This is a genomic window from Deltaproteobacteria bacterium (genome assembly GCA_020848905.1).
In the GTDB taxonomy this organism is placed as follows: domain Bacteria; phylum Myxococcota_A; class Polyangia.
Genome location: JADLHG010000026.1, coordinates 91907 through 112591, shown reverse-complemented (window position 1 = coordinate 112591; position 20685 = coordinate 91907). Strand labels below are relative to the sequence as shown.

Below are 20685 nucleotides of genomic sequence, written 5' to 3'. Positions count from 1 at the left end.
CCTCTAGCGCGCCTGCGAGTCGAACGCGGGCCGTCCGTCGGGGCTCCGGCCCCGAGGGGGTCGAGGCTCCCCCTTCCTACGCCGCCCCGGCGCAGAAGGCGTGGACGGTCTCGAAGAGCGCGCGGAGTCCCCAATGGTAGCCGTCCTCGGGGATCCGTTCGTCGTAGCCGTGGAACAGGTCGGCGAAGCGGAGCCCCGAAGAGGCCTCGAGCCACAAGGGGGAGAAGCCGTACCAACGAATGCCCAGCCGGCTGAAGTACTGCGCGTCGGTAAAGCCCGGGATCATCGCCGGCACCGCCGGAAGGCCGCCGGCGTGCCGCGCGATCGTCTGTCGGATGCAGTCCCAGAGGCTCGAGTCCGGCGGATGGTTGATGACCGGCGGAGAGGTACGGATGACCTCCAGGCGAAAGCCGCTGCCCACGACCTCGCGGATCTCGTGCAAGAGGTCCTCGGCCGTCTGACCGGGGAGGATGCGGCCGTCCAGGGTCGCCTCGGCCTCGCCGGGGATCATGTTGGCCTTCTCTCCGGCTCGGAGCACCGTCGGGGAGACGGTGTTGTGCAGGAGCGCGCCGAAGATGCGTCCCTGCTCCTTGTCGGGCAACAGGCGGCTGAGAATCACGTTGCTGAGGCGCGGATTCAGCATCTGGGGCATGACCAGTCGCCCGGGCAGCTTCTGCAGCGCGGCGACCTGTTCGATGAAGTTCTGCACCACGGGCGTGTTGTGCTGCGGCAGGGGTTTCTCTCCCAACCGGGCCACGGCGTCGCAGAGCCGCAGCACCGCGTTGTCCGGGCGCGGCATGGACCCGTGCCCGGTGGGGCCCTCGGCTCTCAGGCGCAGCCAGCACATCCCCTTCTCTGCCGTCTGCACGGGAATGATCCGCGCCGTTCCGGCCGGCGTCGGGAACCCGCCGATCTCGCCCAGCGCGTAGCCCGCTCGCACCTTGTCGGCGTGCCGCTCCACCAGAAAGCGCGCGCCGCAATCGCAGCCCTCCTCCTCGTCGGCCACGATGGCGAGCACGACGTCCCGCTTCAGCGTCACCCCCTGTCGCGCCAGGAGCTTCACGACCATGGTCGACATGGCGACCATGTTCTTCATGTCCACCGCGCCGCGTCCCCAGATCATCCCGTCGGCCAGGACCCCGGCGAAGGGAGGATGGGTCCAGCGGCTCAGGTCTCCCGGCGACACCACGTCCGCGTGACCGGTGAGCAGCAGCGCCGGTTCCTCCCGTCCCGAGGAGAGCCGGCACACGAGGTTCGCCCGGCCGGGAGCGGCCTCGAGGATCTCGCACTGTACGCCGTCCCGGGCGAGCGACGCCGCCAATGCGTTGGCCACGAGCCGCTCGTTCCCCGGGGGATTGGTGGTGTCGAGGCGCAGGATCTCCTGCAGGAGTGCGGAGGCCTCTCCGCACGCGTCCTTCCATCGGTCGGGGGTCAAGCCGGCGAGGTCGTGCATGGCGCGAGTCTACCCGAGCGCCTCTCTGCGGTCGACGCACCGCGGGCTTCTGGTCCGGTCGTGCGATCATGGGTGCTCCCAGGGCGCGCCGCGAGGGCGATGGGCCACGGCAAGGTGTCGCCGCGCCCTCGCGGTGGGCCGAGCTCGTCATCCCTTTCGCGTGGCCTTCGGTTTGCTCGTCAGCGTGGTGGGCCCCTGCGTCGAGAGATACGGCCGCAGCTTCTGCAGCGTCTTGCGACCGATCCCCTTCACCCGCGTCAGCTCGTGGACCGACGAGAACTTCCGCTTGGAGCGGTAGGACAGGATCCGCTGCGCCTTCGACGGTCCGATGCCGGGCAAGAGCTCGAGCTGTTCCGCCGTGGCCGTGTTCAGGTTCACCACGCCGGGGCTGTGCTGCGCGGCGACGGCCCGGCCTCGGTCGGGAGCAGGGTCGGCCCACGCCGTGGCGGAGCAGAGACCGATCACGGCGAGCGCTGCGGCGAGAGGGGATGCGTTGCGTGTGCCCATGGGTTCCTCCTGTCGGACGTTGCGAGGTTCGGCACCGCGCCGAACGACCTAAGGAAGAGCAAGGCTGGGGCCAGCGCGTGCCCCTTGTTGTTTCACGTACATTGCGCTCGCGCCGCGGTACCGCGTGCGGTATCCGGTCCGGCTCTCCCGGATTCCGCACGCGAGCCCCGATCGTCGGAGGCGAGGGAGTTGCCGGCGAAAGACCTTGCCCCGACGCCGGCGGGGGTTTATCCGGAGAGGACCCGCGTGCGGGTCGTGCTCCCATGGGTGGCAAGCGACTGCTTCTATACCTCGGCCTCCTCGGCGTGGCCGGATACCTTCTATATAGGGCGCTGCCGGGGGTTCCCCCCGTCGATGAACCTCCCGCGCCTCACGGGGGATCAGGAGCTCCCGTGCCGGGGGCGCGTCGCTCGCCCGAGCTGCCCCGTCTGCCCGGGGCCGCGCGCGGCAGCGGGCCGAGTCGGGCCGAAGGGCGCGTCACCGACGCCGACAGCCGGCAGCCCATCCCGGGGGCGACGGTTGCCTTCATGGCCCCGGGGGCCAGCGCGTCCGCCCGCACCGACGGGCGCGGGTACTACGCTATCGAGCTCAGCGGGGGTCGCTACCGGACGGCGGTGACCGCCCCGGGCTTCGTGGCTCCCACCGATGCGGCGCAGGTGTCGATCGAGGAGCGGGCGCAGGTGTCCGGCCTCGACTTCGTGCTCTACCGCACCGCGACGGTGGCCGGTCGGGTCGTGACCGCCTCGCGCACCGTGTTGCGTGGGGCCCACGTGCGGGTGCAGCGAGCCCGGGCCGCTCGCCGCATGCCCCCCTCCGAGGAGGCCGTGCAGACCGACGCGCAGGGGCGGTTCTCTCTGGTCGTTCCGCCGGGGGAGGTCGTGCTTCGCGCCGAGGCCGACGCGCTGGGCGCCGCGCTCAGCACCCCCTTCTACGTCAGGGGGGGCGCCCACCTCACGGGGATCGAGATCGTGCTCGGTGCCGGTCTGACGGTGAGCGGTCAGGTCGTGAGTCCCGGCGGGGAGCCGGCGGCAGCGGCCCAGGTTCTGCTGCAGGACGAGCTCGGCTCGCGCCGGCTCGCGGTCAACGCGCGCGGAGAGTTCACCGCCGGCGGCTTGCAGGTCGGTCGGAAGTGGCTCCAGGCCCTGGGCGCGGGGTTCGGTCCGAGCCGCGTGAGCGAGGTGGAGGTTCGGCCGGGGGGACACCACCACCTCCGGCTGGTCCTCACCGCCGCCAAGGGCCTCGCCGGCCGCGTCGTCGACGCGAACGACCAGCCCGTCCCCGGGGCCCGCATCAGCGTCCGGCCCGGCGGCCCCGGTCAACGCATGGTCTCGCTGGCGCCCACGCTCAGGGCTACCTGCGACGCTGACGGCGCGTTCAACGTTCCGGCCGTGCCGGACCTGCCGCTGGTCGTCACGGCGCACGGGGCGGACGGCGCGAGCGTGACCCGCGTCGGAGTCGCACCGGGCAGCACCAACCTCGTGCTCAAGCTGCAAGTCGCCGGTGCCGTCTTCGGGCAGGTCACCGACGGGCTTTCGGGCCGACCCATTCAGAGCTTCACCGTGGCGCTCGAACCGCGGTGGGGGGGTGGTCCAGGCCGCTCGCCGCGCCGGTTGCGGGTGGCTTCGGCCTCCGGGAGCTACGAGCTAGCGGACGTGATGCCCGGTGCCTACCGGCTGGTCGTGACCGCTCCGCGCTACGGGCCCGCCGCGGTGGAGCAGGTAGCCGTCGTGTCCGGTCACCGGGTGCAAGCGAACCTGGTCCTCGACGAGGGAGGCCGAGTCGCCGGCGTGGTGGTAGATCCGCGCGGTGCGGGAGTCCCGGGGGCCGAGGTACGCATGGACACCGGGTGGGCGGGTCGTCCCGCGCTCACCGACGCGACTGGCCGGTTTCTGCTCGAGGACGTGGGGCGCGGCCGACGCTCGCTGTCCGTCACGCACCGGGACTACGACACGCGCATCCTGCCCGGGGTCTCGGTCTTCAACGGCCAGACGGCCGAGGTGCGGGTCGAGCTCGCCGTGCGGGCCGGCGCCGGGGCCAGCGTGCGTTTCTCCGGCGTGGGGATCGTCCTGCAACGCGACCAGGGTCGCCTGGCCGTGATGCGGGTCCTCTCCGGTTCCCCCGCCGCGCTCGCCGGGGTGCTGGCGGGCGACCTGATCCTGGCCATCGACAGCCGCACCACCGAGCGCATGAGCTTCGACGACGCCATCGAGGCCATCCGCGGGATCGTGGGGACTCCCGTGCGCCTTCGCCTGCAGCGCGCCAAGCAGTCGTTTGATGTTGACCTTCTCCGGCAAGAGGTGAATATCCCGGGGAAGAGCTGAGAGCGGCCCGAGAGGCCCCGCGCCTGGCGCCGACCCGTTCGGCCGGTCGCGTTTTTCGAAGGAGACCCCATGGGAAAGAAAGTCGTGCTGGCCTACAGCGGCGGCCTGGACACGTCGTGCATCCTGAAGTGGCTGCAGCAGCGAGACTTCGAGGTCATCGCGTACGTCGCCGACGTGGGGCAGGAGGATGATTTCGAACGCGCGAAGGACCGGGCTCTCAAGACGGGCGCGACCAAGGTCGTCATAGCGGATCTGAAGGAAGCCTTCGTCACCGATTTTATCTATCCGGCCATCGCCGGCAACGCGGTCTACGAGAACCGCTACCTGCTCGGCACCTCGCTGGCGCGGCCGGTCATCGCGCGCCGGCAGGTGGAGATCGCGCTCGACGAGGGGGCGACCGCCGTGTCGCACGGCGCGACCGGCAAGGGGAACGACCAGGTGCGTTTCGAGCTGGCCTACGCGGCGCTCGCGCCGCAGCTCGAGATCGTCGCCCCGTGGAAGGACCGCGCCTTTCTCGAGAAGTTCAAGGGGCGGAGCGACCTCATTCGCTTCGCCCAGGAGAATGGCATCCCCGTCGAGGCCACCGCCGCGAAGCCCTACAGCACCGACGAGAACCTGATGCACAAGTCCTACGAGGCCGGCGTGCTCGAGGACCCGCTCCACGCTCCCGACGCCGAGATGTTCACGCAGTCCCGCTCCCCTTTCGCCGCTCCCGATCGTCCTTGCCGGCTGGAGATCCAGTTCAAGGACGCCGTCCCGGTGAAGGTCACGAATCTCGACGACCAGACGAGCTTCACGGCGCCGCTCGAGCTCTACCGGTACCTGAACCGGGTGGGTGGCGAGAACGGCATCGGCCGGGTAGACATGGTGGAGAACCGCTTCGTCGGCATCAAGTCGCGCGGCGTGTACGAGACGCCGGGGGGGACGATCCTGCACAAGGCGCTGCGCGACCTCGAGGGGATCGCGATGGATCGCGAGGTGCTGCACCTGCGCGATTCGCTCGCGCCCAAGTTCGCCGAGCTCATCTACTGCGGCTTCTGGTTCAGTCCCGAGATGGACTTCCTGCGCGGCGCGTTCGACCAGGCGCAGAAGCTGATCGACGGTCGAGTGCTCGTGACGCTCTACAAGGGGAACGTGATCGTCGACGGTCGCGAGTCGGCGAGCTCGCTCTACGACCGAGAGCTCTCCTCGATGGACGTCGAGGGCGGGTACAACCAGATGGACGCGGCCGGGTTCATCAAGCTGAACGGGCTGCGCCTTCGCGCGCACAAGCTGATCCTCCGCAAGCCGGGGGTTCGATGACCCGCCTGTGGGACCGGGGCGAAGAGCTCGACGCCCTGGTGGCACGCTTCACCGTCGGCACGGATCCGGAGCTCGACAGGGTCCTCGTGGCGCATGACGCGCTGGCGAGCGCGGCCCACGCCACGATGCTCGCCCGCATCGGAGTGCTGTCGGCTGCCGAGCTCTCCACCTTGCTCGTCGAGCTCCGGGCCATCGCCGAGGAGGCGCGCGCCGGCACGTTCGTCATCGCGCTCTCCGACGAAGATGGGCACACGGCGATCGAGAACCGGCTCACCGCGCGGCTCGGGGACGCGGGACGCCGCATCCACACCGGGCGCAGCCGCAACGATCAGGTCATCGCGGCCCTCCGCCTCTTCGGTCGGGAGACGCTGCTCGACCTCGCCTCGGAGCTCTGTGAGGTGATCCGCCTCCTCGTCGAGCTGGCCGAGCGACACCGGGAGGTCTCGGTGGCGGGCTACACGCACACGCGTCAGGCGATGCCCGCCACGCTCGGCTTCTTCTTCGCCGCGCACGCCGAGGGACTGCTCGACGATCTCCCCTGGCTCCAGCAGGGGTACGCCCACCTGAACCGCAGCCCGCTCGGGAGCGCGTCGGGCTACGGCGTGGCCCTGCCGCTCGACCGGCAGCTCGTCTCCGACCTCCTACGCTTCGAGCGGTTGCAGCTCAATACCCTCGCCGTGCAGAACGACCGCGGGAAGAGCGAGTACCTCGCGCTCGGGGCCGCACTCGCGCCGTGCGTGGACCTCGGGCGGCTCGCGCACGACCTGATCTGGTTTTCGAGCGAGGAGCTCGGCTACGTGGGCCTGCCGGACGCGGTGACCACCGGCTCGAGCATCATGCCCCAGAAGCGCAACCCGGACGTGCTCGAGCTCGTGCGGGCCCACGCGGCGCGTCTGCGCAGCCGGCACGCCGAGGTGGGCGCGATCTTCGGGCCGCTCTACTCGGGCTACCAGCGCGACCTGCAGCTGACGAAGGAACCTTTCGTCCACGGACTCATCGGCGCGTGCGACCTCGTCGCGGCCATGCGCCCGGTGCTCGGCCGCCTCGAGGTGCGTCCAGATCGCTGTCGGGCAGCGTTGCAGCGGTCGATCGGCGCCACCGACGCGGTCTACGAGCGCGTGGCGCGGGGCGAGCCCTTCCGGAGCGCCTACAAGGACGTGGCCGCCGATCCCGCGTCGGCCGTGGCGGGCGACCCTGCTGAGGCCTGGCGCAAGCGCACGCACCTCGGCGCCCCGGGTGCCCTGGACGTGGAGCCCTATCGCGTGCGCCTCGCCGAGGGGGATGAGTGGCTCGTGGCCGAGCGCCGTCGCTGCGTCGAGGCCTGGGAGCTGCTCGGGCGGTAGAAGGCCCTCAGCTGTGGCGCCGGCGCGCGCGCCGGCCGGCGAGGGCGAGGGCCACGGCCACGAGGAAGAGCATCGGGCCACCCACCCGTTCGCTCGGCCGCCCCGACGAGGAGGCGGTCGCGCAGCTCCCGGACATGTCGGGCTCGGTCTTCTTCGAGCTCGGGGGCGCGCATACGTTCTTGCCCGCCGCAGCGACGCACGCGACCTCCGACGGGCAGCTGTTCTGCTCAGGGGCGCACTCCTGCGTACAGTACTGCTGGCCCGTCGCGTCCTGCGCGCAGAGGCGACTCTGGCAGTCCGCCGGCTCTCTGCAGCTCTCGCCGAACGCGGCGGCGGGTGGACCGCCTCCCACGGTGACCGAGATCTCGGCGTGTCCCACGTTCCCGACGCTGTCCCAGGCCTCCACCCGCAGCGTGTGGCTTCCTTCGGTGAGCTCGACGTCGAAATGGTAGGGCTCGGCGAGACGCTCCGAGACGCTCTTGCCGTCGGCCTTGAGGACTACCGAGGTCACCTTCACGTTGTCCGTGGCCGTGGCGGTCAGCATGAATCTGGCCGCCACGCTCGCGCCCGCCGCGGGGCTCGTGATGCTCACCTGCGGGGCCTGCTTGTCCACCGTGGCCAGGTCGCCCCCCGAGATCTGCTCGAGCCAGCTCACGTAGGCGTCCACCCGCGTGTAGCGTGCCTCGGTGCCGCAGGCGCCGCGGCCCGCCGAGACCACGCCGCTGACGATCTCCTGCCCCCCGGGCGTGGTGAAGGCCGGTCCCCCCGAATCGCCCTTGCAGGGGGCTCCCGTGCCGTTGCCCGTGCCGTACGTGTCGAAGCGCGTGCCGATCACCTTGGCGATGAAGTTCACCGCCAGCCGCTTGGTGCCGACGTCCATCACGTCGTCCTTCGTCGCGCCGAATCCGACGACGGTGATCTTGTCCCCCTGGTTCGGCGCCCCGCGGGAGATGAGCGAGGGCGCGATCCCCGGCTCGGCGCTCAGGATGAGCACGCCGATGTCGTTCGGGTAGTTCTCCTTGTCGTTCGCGTCGTAGCTCGGGTGCTGGGCTCCCTTCGACGGCGTATAGGTCTTGCCGCCGACCTTGAAGATGTGGGGCTTCCCGTCAAAGAGGCAGTGCGCGGCGGTGAGGACGGTGCGCTTCCCGACGAGCGTGCCCGTGCACTCCGTGATCACGCGCCCCCCCGTGGGGTCGGGGCCTTGGTCCACGCGCAGCCAGCCGACCGAGGGGTGCCCTGGGTCCTCCTGCCCTAGAACGATGGCTCGCTCCCGGACCGCGACGGCCGGTTCGGGCGCCGCGCAGGCAACCGCGACGCAGCCGAGAAGACCAAGGAGAAGAGTCGTGGAGGCGTGACGCATCTGAAGTGTGTAAGTCGCTACCTGCTAAGTCTACTTCACGCGCCCCGGCCGGTCCACGTCGGCGGAGGGCGCGGGACCGCCTCGGCCCCCTCGACCTCTCCTCTCGCCTCGACCTTGCGCTGCGGCGGCCCCCTGGCTACCATGCGCGCCCTATGACGAGATCCTCCCGACCCAGCGGCGCGCTACGGACCGTGCTCGACCGCGCGCGTCGTCGGCCCCTCGGGTTGCTCGGCACCCTCGGGCTGCTCGGGGCCTGGGCCGTCTCCACCGCCTGCGGGCACGCCGTCGGCGACGCGTGCGCGGCCAACGTGGAGTGCTCTCCGCTCGGCGACCGGATCTGTGACACGGCGCAGCGCGGCGGCTACTGCACCGTGGAGGGCTGCGGCGCCACCTCGTGCCCGAACGAGGCAGCCTGCATCCGCTTCTTTCCGGCCCAGTTCCTCTCGGTGGCGTGCGATCCGCGGACCGAGGACGCAGTGGATCCGAAGGTGAAGGCGACGAACCACTGCACGCCCGACGAGATCTGCCTCGACAGCGGCCGTTGCGCGCAGCGCGGTCTCGAGCGGCGCTTCTGCATGCTGAAGTGCGACGCGGACAGCGATTGCCGCTCCGGCTACGAGTGCCGGCGAACGGGGACGGGCGGAGCCGAGGTGACCTTCGATGCCGACGAGGGGCGCCCCGGAGAGGTTCGCTTCTGCGCCCAGAGGCCCTGAGACCTCCATTCCGCCAGAGGAAGACCCGCGTGGACCTCGCCGACTTCGAGAGAGAGCTCGCCCGGCTGCAAGCGGAACACGACGCCGCTCGGCTGAACCCCGGCTGCTACGGGTGCCGCGAATGCGAGCTGTGCGCATCGTGCATCTTCTGCCAGGGATGCGTCAGCTGTTACAAGTGCACGCACTGCCACAGGTGCCATGGGTGCAGTCACTGCAGCCACTCCGCGGAGTGCGAGAACTGCCACGGTTGCGCGTACTGCATCGCCTGTCGAGGCTGTTCGGGCGGGGCCTACCTCGTCCTCAGCGAGTCGTGCTCGGACTGCACCTATTGCTTCGGCTGCGTCGGCCTCGTCAAGCAGGAGTTCTGCATCCTCAACGTGCGCTATCCGAGGGAGCAGTACTTCGAGATCACGCGCAAGCTGGCCGAACAGCTCCGCCTTCCCCCGACACCGTAGGGCCTCATGCGAGCCGTGGTGCAGCGCGTGCGCTCCGCGCGCGTCGACGTCGGAGACGAGCTCGTGGGCGAGATCGGTCCGGGTCTGCTCGTCCTCCTCGGAGCCGGGCAGGGCGACACCGAGGCCGACGTGGACTATCTGGCGAAGAAGGTCGTCGGGCTGCGCTGCTTCGAGGACGCCGCGGCCAACATGAACCTCGACCTGCTCCAAGTGAACGGCTCCCTGCTGGTGGTCAGTCAGTTCACGCTCTACGGCGACTGCCGCAAGGGACGACGTCCTTCCTTCATCGACGCGCTCGAGCCCGAGCGTGCCGAGCAGCTCTGCGCGCTCTTCGTGGGCAAGTGCCGCGAGCTCGGCGCTCCCGTACAGACGGGGCGGTTTCGCGCCATGATGGAGGTCTCGCTGGTGAACAGCGGCCCGGTGACGTTGCTCCTCGACTCGCGTCGCGCCTTCTGACGCAGCTCCACCGTCGAGCTCGCGCGCCCTGGACGGCGGAAACGCGCGCCGGCGGCGTCCCGTCATCGGCCACATTGTTGGCCCTCTCCGGGGCCCGTGCTACCCTCGAACGCGGTGCTAGCGAGGCTAGGCCTCGCCGGGCCGTTCACCGAGGCTAGGCTATGCAGGTGAAGTTCTGGGGGGTTCGCGGGTCCTATCCCGTGCCGGGTCCCAACACCAACCGGTACGGCGGAAACACCTCGTGCGTGCAGGTCGACCCGGGGGACGGCAACGTCTTCGTCTTCGACGCCGGTACCGGCATTCGCAAGCTCGGTCAGGAGCTCGTCGCTGGCCTATTCGGCCGAGGCGAGGGGCGGTGCCACGTCCTCATCAGTCACACGCATTGGGATCACATCCAGGGCCTGCCGTTCTTCGCGCCGCTCTATGTGGCGGGAAACCGGGTCTCGCTCTACGCGCGCCAGCGGGACGTGCACCTCGAGACGCTCTTCAAGAGCCAGACCCAGGACCCGTACTTCTCCGTCAGCATGGAGGACGTGGCGGCCGCCGTGGAGTACCGTGAGCTTCTCGAGGGGGCTTCCTTCGAGGTGGGGGTCAGCCGGGTGCGGTGCGCGCGCCTCAATCACCCCTACATCGCGATCGGCTACCGTATCGACGCTGAAGGCTCCTCGGTGGCCTACGTTTCGGACACCGCGCCCTTCGACCGCATCGTGCTCGGCTTCGAGTTCATCTCGGCGCGCCCGGACCTCGAGGCGGGGCCGTCGGCGAGCGACGCCGTGCAGCTCGCCGAGATGCGCGACGGGGTGATCGACCTCTGCCGGGGAGCGGACCTCGTCGTCTACGACACGATGTTCGAGATGGAGGAGTACCAGGCCTGCGCGCACTGGGGGCACAGCGCGCCCGAGCACGCGGTGGCGCTGTGCCAGGCGGCGGGGGCCAAGTGCCTGGCGCTCTTCCACCACCATCCGGATCGCCACGACGACGCGCAGGACGACATCCTGGAGCGAGTCCGTCGCAGCACGTCGCTCCCAGTGATCGCGGCGGCGGAGGGGCTCGTCGTCGAGCTAGGGGCGGGGCGGATGGAGGTGAAGGGCTGATGGAGATCACCTTCTGGGGCGTGCGCGGGGCCATTCCGTCCCCGGGAAGCGACTTCAACCGCTACGGCGGCAATACGTCGTGCGTCTCGGTGCGGGGGCTCTCGGGGCAGCTCGTGATCCTCGACGCGGGGACGGGGATCACCGGACTCGGTCGCACGCTCATGGGCGGGATGTTCGGGCAGGGGCGGGGGCGCGCCACGCTGCTCTTGACCCACGCCCACTGGGACCACATTCAGGGCATCCCCTTCTTCGCGCCCGTCTACGTGCCGGGGAACCGCTTCGCCATCTACGGGCCGAGCGATTCGGCGGAGATGATGGAGGGGATCCTCGAGGGGCAGATGAACCCTCACTTCTCGCCGGTCCAGAGCCTGCGCAACCTCGGCGCGGAGATTCAGTTCCGCGCGACCGTGGAAGGGGCGGCGATGGAGATCGCCGGCATGAGCGTCACGGCGCGGTCGGTTCCGCACGGCCGCATCTCGGCGCTGGCCTATCGCCTCGAGGTCGGGGATGCCTCCGCGGTCTACGTCCCCGACGCCGGGTACGTGGGCGGCGAACCCGACCCCGCCGTCCTCGAGCTCTACCGCGGTGCGACGTACCTGATCCACGATTGCACCTACAGCGTCGAGGACCAGGCGAAGCGCGAGAGCCGCGGCTACTCCTCCGTCGCGATCGCCGCCCGCGTCGCGGCCCGCAGTCAGGTCAGGCACCTGGTGATGTTCCACTACGACCAGGACTACACCGACCGGCAGGTCGACGAGCTGGCCGCGCGCACGCGCGAGCACCTGGACCGCGAGCCCGGCGGGTCGGCCGTGAAGCTCGTCGCCGCCCACGAGGGGCTCACGCTCCGCGCCTGAGCGCGACCCCGCGCAGCGCCGCAGAGAGGTGTCGGGAGGCCGCGGGCGCTCAGCTACCGACGGTCAGCTACCGACGGTCAGCACGCCGGCCTTGACCAGCGCGATCAGGTCTTTGTAGGTGTCGAGGTCGGTGGTGGGGCTCTTGTCGACCACCTGCGCCACCTGCCCGTGGTTGTGGACGAGCTGGATCAGGTCGAGCTGTTCGCGGGTCAGGTCGCGCAGGGGCGCAGCGAGCGGCTTGGCGAGGTTGATCGCCGAGCTACGCGCCGGAAGGTCCCCCTCCATGCGGCGGATCTCGTCGAGCTGCCGCATCGCCTCCATCAGCAGGCCTTCGGTCGCCTCGTCGAGCTCTTGCTGGAAGGACTTGTCGTCCGGCGGCTGCAGCTCGAAGGAGCCGCTCTGCCAGACGATCATGCGGTAGACGGCCTTGCGCGGGTTCAGGTCGAACGCTTCGTCGATCGTCGCGAAGTAGACCTGCCCCTTCCGCATGTAGATGCGTCCCACGCCCTCGGGCCCGCTGATCTCCAGCACGCCGCTCTTCTTGCTCGTGGAGAGGAGCTGCAGCAGGTCGGGGAGCGGGATCTCGTCGATCGTCCCCGACATGGAGCGCGCGCCGGAGACCGTGCGCTTCGGAATCCCCGTCAGGTCGGGGCCGCCGCGTGGTACCTGGGGCTCCATCTTGACGGGCATCTCCACGTCGGCCGCGTTCCCTTCCATCGTCACGAGCTTGATGATGCTCGTGCCGATCAGGATGCGGTCGCCCTCGCGCAGCCGGACCCGCTTGATCTTCTCTCCGTTGACGAACGTGCCGTTCGTCGAGCCGAGGTCCTGGATGATCACCTGTGCGTTGAGGGTCGAGATCTTCGCGTGTTTGCGCGAGACCATGTCCTCCACCAGGACCATGTCGAGGTCACTGGAGCGGCCAATGATGATTTCGCGCTCCATCTTCAAGGGGAACTCTCCCCCTTGGTACTTGCCGGAGATGAAGCGGAGTGCGTAGGGCGTCGATCGGGCGGACACGATCGTCCTTTAGCCAATGATCCTGTGCATATTATTGATGGGAGGCCTGGCAAGTCAATATTGCTGCGTCGCTCCCGGCGCTTTCTCGACTCTCGAGCGCGCTCGGCGTGCGGTCCGGGGGGAGCGTGGCGGGTGTCGTCAACTCGGTCGAGTGAGCTTCTCGATGGTGTCCCGGGCCCGGCCCAGCACCATGCTCTCGAGCAGGCGCCGTACCTTGGGATAGGCGTCGAGAACCTCCTCGATCTGGGTGCGCTGGAAACAGAGGAGCGTGCAGCGGTTCACGGCGGACACGGTGGCCGTGCGAGGACGACCGCTCAGGAGCGCGACCTCCCCGAAGCAGGCCCCGCGCCCGAGGGTGGCCAGGGGGATGTCCCGACCGGCTCGCGTGGTGTGGACGCGCACCCATCCATCCTTCACGAGGTAGAGCGCTTCCCCCGGGTCCCCCTCGCGCACGATGACCTGCCCCGGCTGGAAGCTCACCCGGCGGCAGGCCGCGAGCAGGCGTCTTTGCCCCGTCTCGTCGAGCGAGCGAAAAAGGTGAGACTCGGCGATGCTCGCCAGTCCGGAGTCCTCATAACTCATGTCGTCCTCAGAGTAGCACACAGGCGGGGCGGGCAAAATGTCGCGCAAAGGGGCGAGCTCCGGACACCTGTGTTAAAATGCAGGCTTCCGTGACTGGATCACCTTCAGCGCCCTTCCAGGTGGGACCCTATCGTTGCGAGCGCTGGCTCGGCGCCGGTGGGCTGGGAGAGGTCTACCTCGCGGTGCACCTTCCCTCGGGTGGTCAGCGCGCCGTCAAGGTGCTGAGCGCAGAGCTGGTCGAGGACCGCGAGGCGCTGAAGGCCCTGCTCGCCGTGGTCCGGCTCTCGATGGGCCTCCGTCACCCGAATATCGTCGCGGTGCAGGACATTCTCGAGGAGCCGGGTCGCGTCTGCGTGGTGAGTGACTACGTCCCCGGGGTGAGCCTGGCGCAGCTCCTCGCGCGGCGGCCCGCGGGGAGCGGCCTAGGGCTCTCGGCCGCCGTGCACGTGGCCTGGCAGATCTGCCAGGGGCTGGACCACGCGCACCACTGCCACGCCGAGGGGCGCGCGACGGCGGTGATCCACGGCGCTCTCTGGCCCGCGAACGTACTCCTGAGCCGGCGGGGCGAGGTGTTGATCGCGGACTTCGGCGCGTGGGTCGTTCCGCCGGGCATCTTGTCCGACGCGGCCGGGTCGATGCGGTCGCGCCTGGCCTACCGCACGCCGGAGCACCTCGCCGGCGACGAGCTCACGCGGGCCACGGACGTCTTCGCCGTCGGGGTGATCCTCTACGAGATGCTCGCCGGGCGGCGCCTCTTCGCCGGCGAGACGCTGATGCAGACCGTCGAGCGCGTCGAGCATGCGGAGGTGGGACTGCTCGAGGAGATCCCGGTGGCCGTGCGCAGCGTCGTCCGACGCGCGCTGGCTCGGGAACCCGGCCAAAGGCACCGCGACGCCGCCGCCCTGATGGCGGACCTCGCAGCGAGCGTGCCGAAGGCGGGCTCGCGCGTGATGCGGGCCGAGCTGCTCTCGCTGCTCAAGGACCTCGAGGGGAGCGTGCCGCGCGCGCCAGCCGGGCCCGAACGGCTGCCGTCGCTCGCGCCGCTCTTCGCCGGGGACGACGAGCCGACCAACATCAGTCCTCTCGACTTGACGGACGCGTTGCGCGATCTCTCGCGCGAGCGGACCGAGCCCCCGGTGCTCCTGAGGATCGGTGCGCAGACGCAGGCCATCAGGGAGAGCGCCGACAAGACGCAGCCGTCCGCCGACCTTCCGCCGCCGGTGAGCGAGGCGGGCCACTCCCGTGGCGAGGGGGAGGAGGTCGAGGGCTTCCAGGCGCAGCCGACGCGCATCGCCAAGGCCCCTCGGGTTCCGCTGCAAAGCGAGGTGTCGGGGACGATCGGCGAGGCGCGCTCCAACGAGGAGACGGGACCCGAGGACCCCACCACGCAGCCCGGGTCGCGCCTGGCTGGCGAGGCGATAGCGGCCGCGTCGGTGGTGGTGGGCGGTGGTCCCTCCGACGGGGCGCGGCCGAAGACGGTCACCGAGGTGACGCGCCCTTACGCGGAGCCCAGTCAGGGCACTCTGTGGGGCGAGGATTCGACGGACGTGGAGCCCGCGGGACGGGCGTTGCCCTCGGTGGTCGTGCGGCTGCCGACCGAGACCAGCGAGCTGACGCTGGCGAAGGAACCGCTTGCGACCGCCGAGGACCATCGGGAGTCGGCTCTCGAGGCGATCGAGACGACGGACACCAACGAGACGCGCGCCGTGCGCGGCGACGCGACGGGGCCGCTGCGGCAGGGTGAGCCCCCTCTCGGTCACACGCTGCTCGGGCCGGCCGTGGTGCCCGTCGCAGCCCTCGTGCAGGGGATGCCGCCACCGCCGCCGGGGAGGCGACCCTATCGTCCGACGCCGACCATTCCACCGAAGGTCATGAGCTCGGCCACGCCCCTCGTGCCGGTGGAGCCCGAGGATCTGGCGGACAGCTCGGTGGAGCTCGACAGCCAGGTGGGCACGGAGCGCTGGACGGGCGAGGAGGACGCGGCGCGTGCGGTGCGCGCGAGCCTGTCTCCGAGGCGCGCGGCGGCCGAGGAGCCGGCGGAGAGCCGTCGCACCCCCGCCTGGGACTCCGCGCGCGGCGCCGGCGCGTCCCCGTCGGGAGGCGGCCCGCTCCAGCCGGTGGAGAGCGAGCCGTGGCCGGGGCTGGACCTCCCCGCCGCCGGGCCGGTGCTTCCCGTGCGAGCGGCAGGCCTCGCGGAACGGAGCGCGCTGAGCGAGGTGGACGTGGAGGAGGCGTCGGTGGCCCAGGCGGGGCTTTCCGTCGGAGAGAGCGCGAGCTTCCACGCCTTCGACGACGCGTCGCTGGCGTCGGCCGGTCCCCCGAGCGTTCGCCGCACGGACACCGGAGGCGGCGACGGGCTCCGCGAGACGATGCGGCAGTGGCTCTCGCCCGCACACCTCCTGCTCGTCTTTGCGATCCTCGTCTTCCTCGTCGCTGTCGGGTTGCTCGTGCGGCGGCTGATGCTGCGTGCAGAGCGCCCCTCGGTCACGCACCACGCCCCCCGGCCCGACGCGCGTCCGTCGCCCGACCGCGGGCTGCCCCCCGACAGCCGCGCTGCGGACCTGACGGTGCGCGCGGACGCCCGGGCTCAGCGAACGCCTCCGGCGGGCAATGGCCTGCGCCCCGGCCTGCTTTCCGTGCAGAGCTCCCCGCGCGCGCGCGTCTACCTGAGCGGACGCCTCGCCGGCCAGACGCCGCTCGAGGAGCAGCTTTCGGCGGGAACCGAGGTCGTGGTGGTGCTCCTCGCCCCGGGGCGGGCCATGTATCGTCGCCGCCTCGTGCTGCCGAAGCACGAGGGGAAGCGCGTGGAGGTGGTGCTCGACCCCCCGAGCGCGCCGTACTACCTCGGGCCGGGACGCGGTCGCCTGAAGCTGTTGTGCGCGGCGAAGGATCGCCGCCGGCTTCTCATCTCCGGCCAGGACACGGGTCTCGCCTGTCCGCGCGCGACGACCTTCCTCCGGCCGGGGCGCTACAAGATCTCTCTCTACGACCCCGCGGCCGACAGCGCGCGTCCCATCAAGGTGGTCATTCGCGCCCGGAAGCACACCATCGTGCGGCTGAAGGGGAGCTGAGCCTCGCCCCGGGTCGGGCGCCCGGCGGGTCGCGTCAGTCGATCTCTTTCGCGTCCAGGCCGTACTTGCGGATCAGCTCGCGCAGGTGCTTGCGGTCGATCTGCGCCTCGCGCGCTGCCGACGAGAGATTCATTTTGTGGCGGCGCATGAGGTCCACGATGTACTCGCGCTCGAAGATCTCGACGAGCTGCCCCTTCGCTTCCTTGAAGGGCAGGTCGGTCCGGATGCCGAGGGCGGGCGCGTTCTCCTCCATCAGCGCGTCGTCGAGGTTGATGGTGTCGCCGCGCGACAGCACGCAGGCGCGCTCGGTCACGTTGCGCAGCTCGCGCACGTTCCCCTGCCACCCGTGGCGCTGGAGACGACCCATATCGTCCGGGGTGACGCGCAGGAGCGGTCCTCCCTTGGGCGAGAAGTGCCTCACGAAGTGGTCGATGAGGTACGGGATGTCGTTCCCGCGCTCGCGCAGCGGGGGGAGCGTGATGCGAATCACCGCCAGCCGGTAGTAGAGGTCCTCGCGGAAGTTCTTGCGCGCGACCTCTTCGCGCAGGTCGCGATTCGTCGCGGCCACCACGCGCACGTCCACGCGCTCGTACTGATTGCCACCCACGCGCCTCACCGCGCGCTTGTCGAGGACGCGCAGGAGGGCGGGCTGCAGGTCCATGCTCAGCTCGCCGATCTCATCGAGGAAGATCGTGCCGCCGTGCGCCTCGGCGAAGGCGCCGCGCCGGTCCGCCACCGCGCCCGTGAAAGAGCCCTTCACGTGACCGAAGAGGGCGCTCTCGATGAGGTCCCTCGGCACCGCGCCGCAGTCGAAGACCACGAAGGGGCCGTCCTTGCGCGGGCTGTGTCTGTGGATCTCCTCGGCCACGAGCTCCTTGCCCGTCCCCGTCTCGCCTTCGATGATCACCGTCGCGTCGGTGGGAGAGATGTCGCTCAGCAGCGCGAACAGCCGGCGCATCTTCGCGTCCTGGCCGACCAGCGAGCCGAAGTTCTCCGACGGACTGACCTCCGGTTCGACGACCTCCTCCTCGGGGAAGAACTTGATCACCGTGCGGCCGAGCTTGAACTCGCCGCCGTAGTCGATGGTGATCTCCTTGAAGCGCGACCCCTCGTAGAAGGTGCCGTTGGTCGAGCCCAGGTCCTTCAGCAGCACGCCGCCGTTTTCCCACTGGGCCTGGATGTGCTGGCGAGAGACGGTCTTGTCCGTGAGGACGAAGGTGCAACTCGGACTGGAGCCGATGACCACTGGCTCCTGTCCGAGGACCACGGACTCCCCCCTGTCCGGCCCCTTCATCACCTTCAGCAGGCCACCGCGCTGGCGAGTGAAAGGCGGAACGTCATCCAGCAGACTCGTGACGTTGTCCTTTCGGGCCCGTGTCATCAACCCCTCTGAAAAGAGTGCGGAAATACTATCCTGGGGCGCCTTCCGGGTCAACGGCTTCCAGTCGAGAGGAGCAGGCGGCCTGGGCAGAACCTGCGGCGACCAGGTAGGCCGCTAGGATGAGCGACGGGCCCTTGTCACCCGGGTTCCACCTTGCCGCTCCCCTCCTTCGACGATAGGTTGAGGTCCCGTCAACCTCTGGGGTCTCGGGCCGACCATGGACAGCTCTTTCGGTGTGCTTCTCGCGTCCGCGGCTACCGTGGCCTTCGTGCACACGGTGGTGGGGGTGGATCACTACCTTCCGTTCGTGGTGCTGGGGCGCGCGGAACGCTGGAGCCTCGGACGGACCCTCCTCTGGACGGGAATCTGCGGGGCCGGGCACGTGCTGGCCTCCGTCCTGCTCGCTCTCCTCGGCTACGGCCTGGGCTGGGCCATGGGAAGCCTGGCGCTCCTGCAGGAGGTGCGCGGCGAGCTTGCGACGTACGTGCTCATCGGCTTCGGCCTCGTCTACCTGCTATGGGGGCTGCGCGTCGCGGGACGAGGGCACGTTCATGTCCACGCGCACGCCGACGGCACGGTGCACCAGCACCCGCACGCCCACGCGGGCGAGGTGGCGGAGCACGACGGACTGCCGCACCTCGTGGCGCATCGACGCTCGCTCTGGGCCCTCTTTCTCGTCTTCGTGCTCGGGCCCTGCGAGCCGCTGATCCCGATCCTGACGGCCGCGGCGTTCAAGCACAGTCTGGGTGCCGCGGCGCTGCTGCTGCTCGTGTTCGGCGTGGTGACCGTCGGAGCGATGTTGCTGCTCGTGGCCGTCGGGCACCTGGGTCTCGGGGCGCTCCGGCTCGGCCCCTTCGCGCGCTACGGCCACGCTCTGGCGGGGCTCGCGGTGGTGATGAGCGGGCTCGTGATCCGCGCCTTCGGGCTATGATCGAGCGGGGAGGTCGCGCGGCGGGGGCGGAGCGACGCACGGTCAGCAGCCTTTGCAGCGAATGCGGCGCTCCGGTGGTGTTCGAGGCGGGGGCCGATCAGGTCCGCTGCGAGCATTGCCAGGCAGGCCTCGTGGTGGGCGCGGGGCATCGCCTGATCCGGCTCCAGTGCCCGAGCTGTGCCGGCAACTTCTACTACCTCGACGGGCGGATGTCGGGCCGGTGCCCGTTTTGCGACGCGGCCCTGCTCGCGCTCATACGCGCCCGGCTCCTGCGATTCGTCATTCCCCCGACTCGGGATCGCCGGCCAGAAGGGGCGGAGGAGCTCTGGCTACTCCCCTTCTGGCGCCTGACGGGACTGCTCTTCGGGTGGGACTTCGGCGTGCGCATCGAACGCCCGGACACCTCGGGCCTCCCCGAGCGCGGTTCGGGAGGGGAGGACCCCACCGAGATGGCGCCCTCGGTCTCCACGGATTCGGGGCCGCAGAAGCTCTTTCGCGGCCGGGTCGTCGAACGCCTCTTGCCCGACGCAGCGAGCGTGGCGCTGGGCGTGCAGAGCCTGCGCCTGCGCCCGCAGCTCTTCTCGATGGAGCCTTTCGCCGAGGAGCACAGCCGGCTCGGGCGGGTGGTCCCTCCGGAAGGGGCGGCCACGGAGATGCGCGAGCGACTGTTCGCCGTGGCGATGGACCTCGGGACGCCTCGGGATGGGCTCACGCGCCTGGATGCCCAGCGGGCCGACCTGCTGGCCGAGAGCATGTCGCTGCTCTACTACCCCTTCTGGCTGCGGGAGGCCCAGGGAACGCGGAAGCTGTGGGACGCCGTGACGGGTCTGCCGGAGCAACTTGCGCCGCCTCGCCCCGCCAAGCGGCCCGAAAGCCCTTCTGCGCCGGCGGCCCGCTTCGCCTCGCTGAAGGTGCTCACCTTGCGCTGCGGCGAGTGCGGGGAGGATCTCTCGCCGGGGGGGGCGGGGGTCGTCTTCCCCTGCACGGGGTGCGGGCGCTTCTGGGTGGCCGGGGAGTCCGAGCTCGAGCCCTTCGTCGCGCACACGGCCGAGTCCTCGCGCCGCGGCGAGAACCTGCGCTGGCTGCCGTACTGGCGGGTGGAGGTCGTGCTGCAGTACGGGGGTGCCGAGGCGCGCACGGTCTCTGACCTGCGCCGCGTGCTCGGCGTCGCCTTGCCTCCCGGGGCGACGGAGAGCTCTCCGCTCGACGAGCCGCTGCGGTACTACGCCCCCGCCTTCGGCGCGTTGCAGGCGCCGCGGCTCGATTTCGCCGGACGGGACCTGACCCGCTGGCAGCCTCGACTCGTCGAGGCGGTTTCCACCGTGCCCGGTGAGCGCTTCGCCTGTTTCTTCGGCCCGGACGACGCGCGCCGGCTGGCCTACGTGCTCTGGCTGCAGCTTCTGCCCGGGGCTTTGCCGCGCAAGGCGAGGACCCTGCGGGTCGCGACCCGCGAGGTGGAGCTCTGGTACCTGCCCTTCGCCGAGGGGGCGCGCGAGCTCGAGAGCCTGCTCACCGGGACGCGCTACGATAGGTCGACCTTTCGTGGGGTGCGCCATTGACCTGCGGCATCTGCAGCCAGTGGAATCCGGAAGCGGCCGCGCGATGCTGCTTCTGCGGTAACGCGGCGGCCTCGGAGGTGGACGCCACGGCGCAGGGGCGCGGGACCTCCGTGGTGTTGCTCGACCTGCCACCGGGCCAGGGACGCGCGCTCCTCGACGGAGACGCGCCGGGGACGGGAGGCGGGTTCGAGCTGTCGGTGAAGCTTCCCCCCTGGGTCGTCGCGGTGGGGGTCCTCGTGGGGGCGGTGCTGCTGCTCGCGTACCGGACCTGCGGTCGGTGAGA

The 20685-nt window shown here is 70.5% G+C and carries 18 protein-coding genes; 12 read left to right on the top strand and 6 right to left on the bottom strand.

Features of this window, described 5'->3' with window-relative positions; genetic code table 11:
• Positions 1–76: 76 nt before the first annotated feature.
• Both IT371_10620 and IT371_10615 read right to left on the bottom strand, forming a co-directional pair.
• The gene (locus tag IT371_10620; GenBank protein ID MCC6748103.1) at positions 77–1453 is read right to left on the bottom strand and encodes a M20/M25/M40 family metallo-hydrolase; all 1377 of its coding nucleotides are present in this window, start codon (positions 1451–1453) and stop codon (positions 77–79) included.
• A gap of 147 nt (positions 1454–1600) precedes the next feature.
• Positions 1601–1960, bottom strand: coding sequence for a helix-hairpin-helix domain-containing protein (locus tag IT371_10615; GenBank protein ID MCC6748102.1), 360 nt, complete (start codon positions 1958–1960; stop codon positions 1601–1603).
• 392 nt (positions 1961–2352) lie between these two features.
• Between IT371_10615 and IT371_10610 the strand changes: the two genes are divergently transcribed.
• The 3 genes from IT371_10610 (at position 2353) to argH (ending at position 6926) form a co-directional block, all read left to right on the top strand.
• Positions 2353–4281 (top strand): carboxypeptidase regulatory-like domain-containing protein, encoded by a 1929-nt coding sequence (locus IT371_10610; GenBank protein ID MCC6748101.1) that lies wholly within the window; start codon positions 2353–2355, stop codon positions 4279–4281.
• Between the two features lie 69 nt (positions 4282–4350).
• On the top strand, positions 4351–5583 hold the full coding sequence (locus IT371_10605; protein ID MCC6748100.1) for an argininosuccinate synthase: 1233 nt from the start codon (positions 4351–4353) through the stop codon (positions 5581–5583).
• A complete protein-coding gene (gene argH, locus IT371_10600; GenBank protein ID MCC6748099.1) occupies positions 5580–6926 on the top strand; it encodes an argininosuccinate lyase in 1347 nt (448 codons plus the stop codon). The genes IT371_10605 and argH overlap by 4 nt, the downstream gene beginning before the upstream one ends.
• 7 nt (positions 6927–6933) lie before the next feature.
• On the opposite strand, the gene IT371_10595 is transcribed toward argH, so the two are convergent.
• Positions 6934–8136 (bottom strand): trypsin-like serine protease, encoded by a 1203-nt coding sequence (locus IT371_10595; protein MCC6748098.1) that lies wholly within the window; start codon positions 8134–8136, stop codon positions 6934–6936.
• 302 nt (positions 8137–8438) lie between these two features.
• On the opposite strand from IT371_10595, the gene IT371_10590 reads away from it, so the two are divergent.
• The 5 genes from IT371_10590 to IT371_10570 all read left to right on the top strand — a co-directional run bounded on the left by IT371_10590 (position 8439) and on the right by IT371_10570 (position 11858).
• Positions 8439–8999 carry a hypothetical protein gene (locus tag IT371_10590; GenBank protein MCC6748097.1) on the top strand — a complete coding sequence of 187 codons (561 nt, stop codon included), beginning with the start codon at positions 8439–8441 and terminating at the stop codon, positions 8997–8999.
• A 29-nt stretch (positions 9000–9028) separates the two neighbouring features.
• Positions 9029–9454 carry a caib/baif family protein gene (locus IT371_10585; protein ID MCC6748096.1) on the top strand — a complete coding sequence of 142 codons (426 nt, stop codon included), beginning with the start codon at positions 9029–9031 and terminating at the stop codon, positions 9452–9454.
• A gap of 6 nt (positions 9455–9460) precedes the next feature.
• Positions 9461–9910: a D-tyrosyl-tRNA(Tyr) deacylase gene (locus IT371_10580; protein MCC6748095.1), complete on the top strand. Its 450-nt coding sequence runs from the start codon at positions 9461–9463 to the stop codon at positions 9908–9910.
• Positions 9911–10071: 161 nt separating this feature from the next.
• Entirely contained in the window at positions 10072–11004 is a 933-nt protein-coding gene (locus IT371_10575) for an MBL fold metallo-hydrolase (protein ID MCC6748094.1), read from the top strand.
• A complete protein-coding gene (locus tag IT371_10570; protein ID MCC6748093.1) occupies positions 11004–11858 on the top strand; it encodes an MBL fold metallo-hydrolase in 855 nt (284 codons plus the stop codon). The genes IT371_10575 and IT371_10570 overlap by 1 nt, the downstream gene beginning before the upstream one ends.
• Positions 11859–11921: 63 nt before the next feature.
• On the opposite strand, the gene IT371_10565 is transcribed toward IT371_10570, so the two are convergent.
• On the bottom strand, positions 11922–12803 hold the full coding sequence (locus IT371_10565) for a DUF4388 domain-containing protein (GenBank protein ID MCC6748092.1): 882 nt from the start codon (positions 12801–12803) through the stop codon (positions 11922–11924).
• Between the two features lie 213 nt (positions 12804–13016).
• Positions 13017–13460 carry a cyclic nucleotide-binding domain-containing protein gene (locus IT371_10560; protein ID MCC6748091.1) on the bottom strand — a complete coding sequence of 148 codons (444 nt, stop codon included), beginning with the start codon at positions 13458–13460 and terminating at the stop codon, positions 13017–13019.
• 89 nt (positions 13461–13549) lie between these two features.
• Between IT371_10560 and IT371_10555 the strand changes: the two genes are divergently transcribed.
• Positions 13550–16531, top strand: a complete 2982-nt coding sequence (locus tag IT371_10555; GenBank protein ID MCC6748090.1) for a serine/threonine protein kinase — start codon at positions 13550–13552, stop codon at positions 16529–16531.
• A 34-nt stretch (positions 16532–16565) separates the two neighbouring features.
• Here IT371_10555 and IT371_10550 read toward each other — a convergent pair whose 3' ends face one another.
• Positions 16566–17912, bottom strand: coding sequence for a sigma 54-interacting transcriptional regulator (locus tag IT371_10550; GenBank protein ID MCC6748089.1), 1347 nt, complete (start codon positions 17910–17912; stop codon positions 16566–16568).
• 235 nt (positions 17913–18147) lie between these two features.
• Between IT371_10550 and IT371_10545 the strand changes: the two genes are divergently transcribed.
• Genes IT371_10545 through IT371_10535 form a run of 3 tightly spaced genes read left to right on the top strand, consistent with a single transcriptional unit; the run spans position 18148 to position 20683 of the window.
• Positions 18148–18843, top strand: coding sequence for a sulfite exporter TauE/SafE family protein (locus IT371_10545; GenBank protein MCC6748088.1), 696 nt, complete (start codon positions 18148–18150; stop codon positions 18841–18843).
• Positions 18840–20402: a hypothetical protein gene (locus IT371_10540; GenBank protein ID MCC6748087.1), complete on the top strand. Its 1563-nt coding sequence runs from the start codon at positions 18840–18842 to the stop codon at positions 20400–20402. Before IT371_10545 ends, IT371_10540 begins: the two co-directional genes overlap by 4 nt.
• Entirely contained in the window at positions 20399–20683 is a 285-nt protein-coding gene (locus tag IT371_10535; protein ID MCC6748086.1) for a hypothetical protein, read from the top strand. Before IT371_10540 ends, IT371_10535 begins: the two co-directional genes overlap by 4 nt.
• Positions 20684–20685 lie beyond the last annotated feature (2 nt).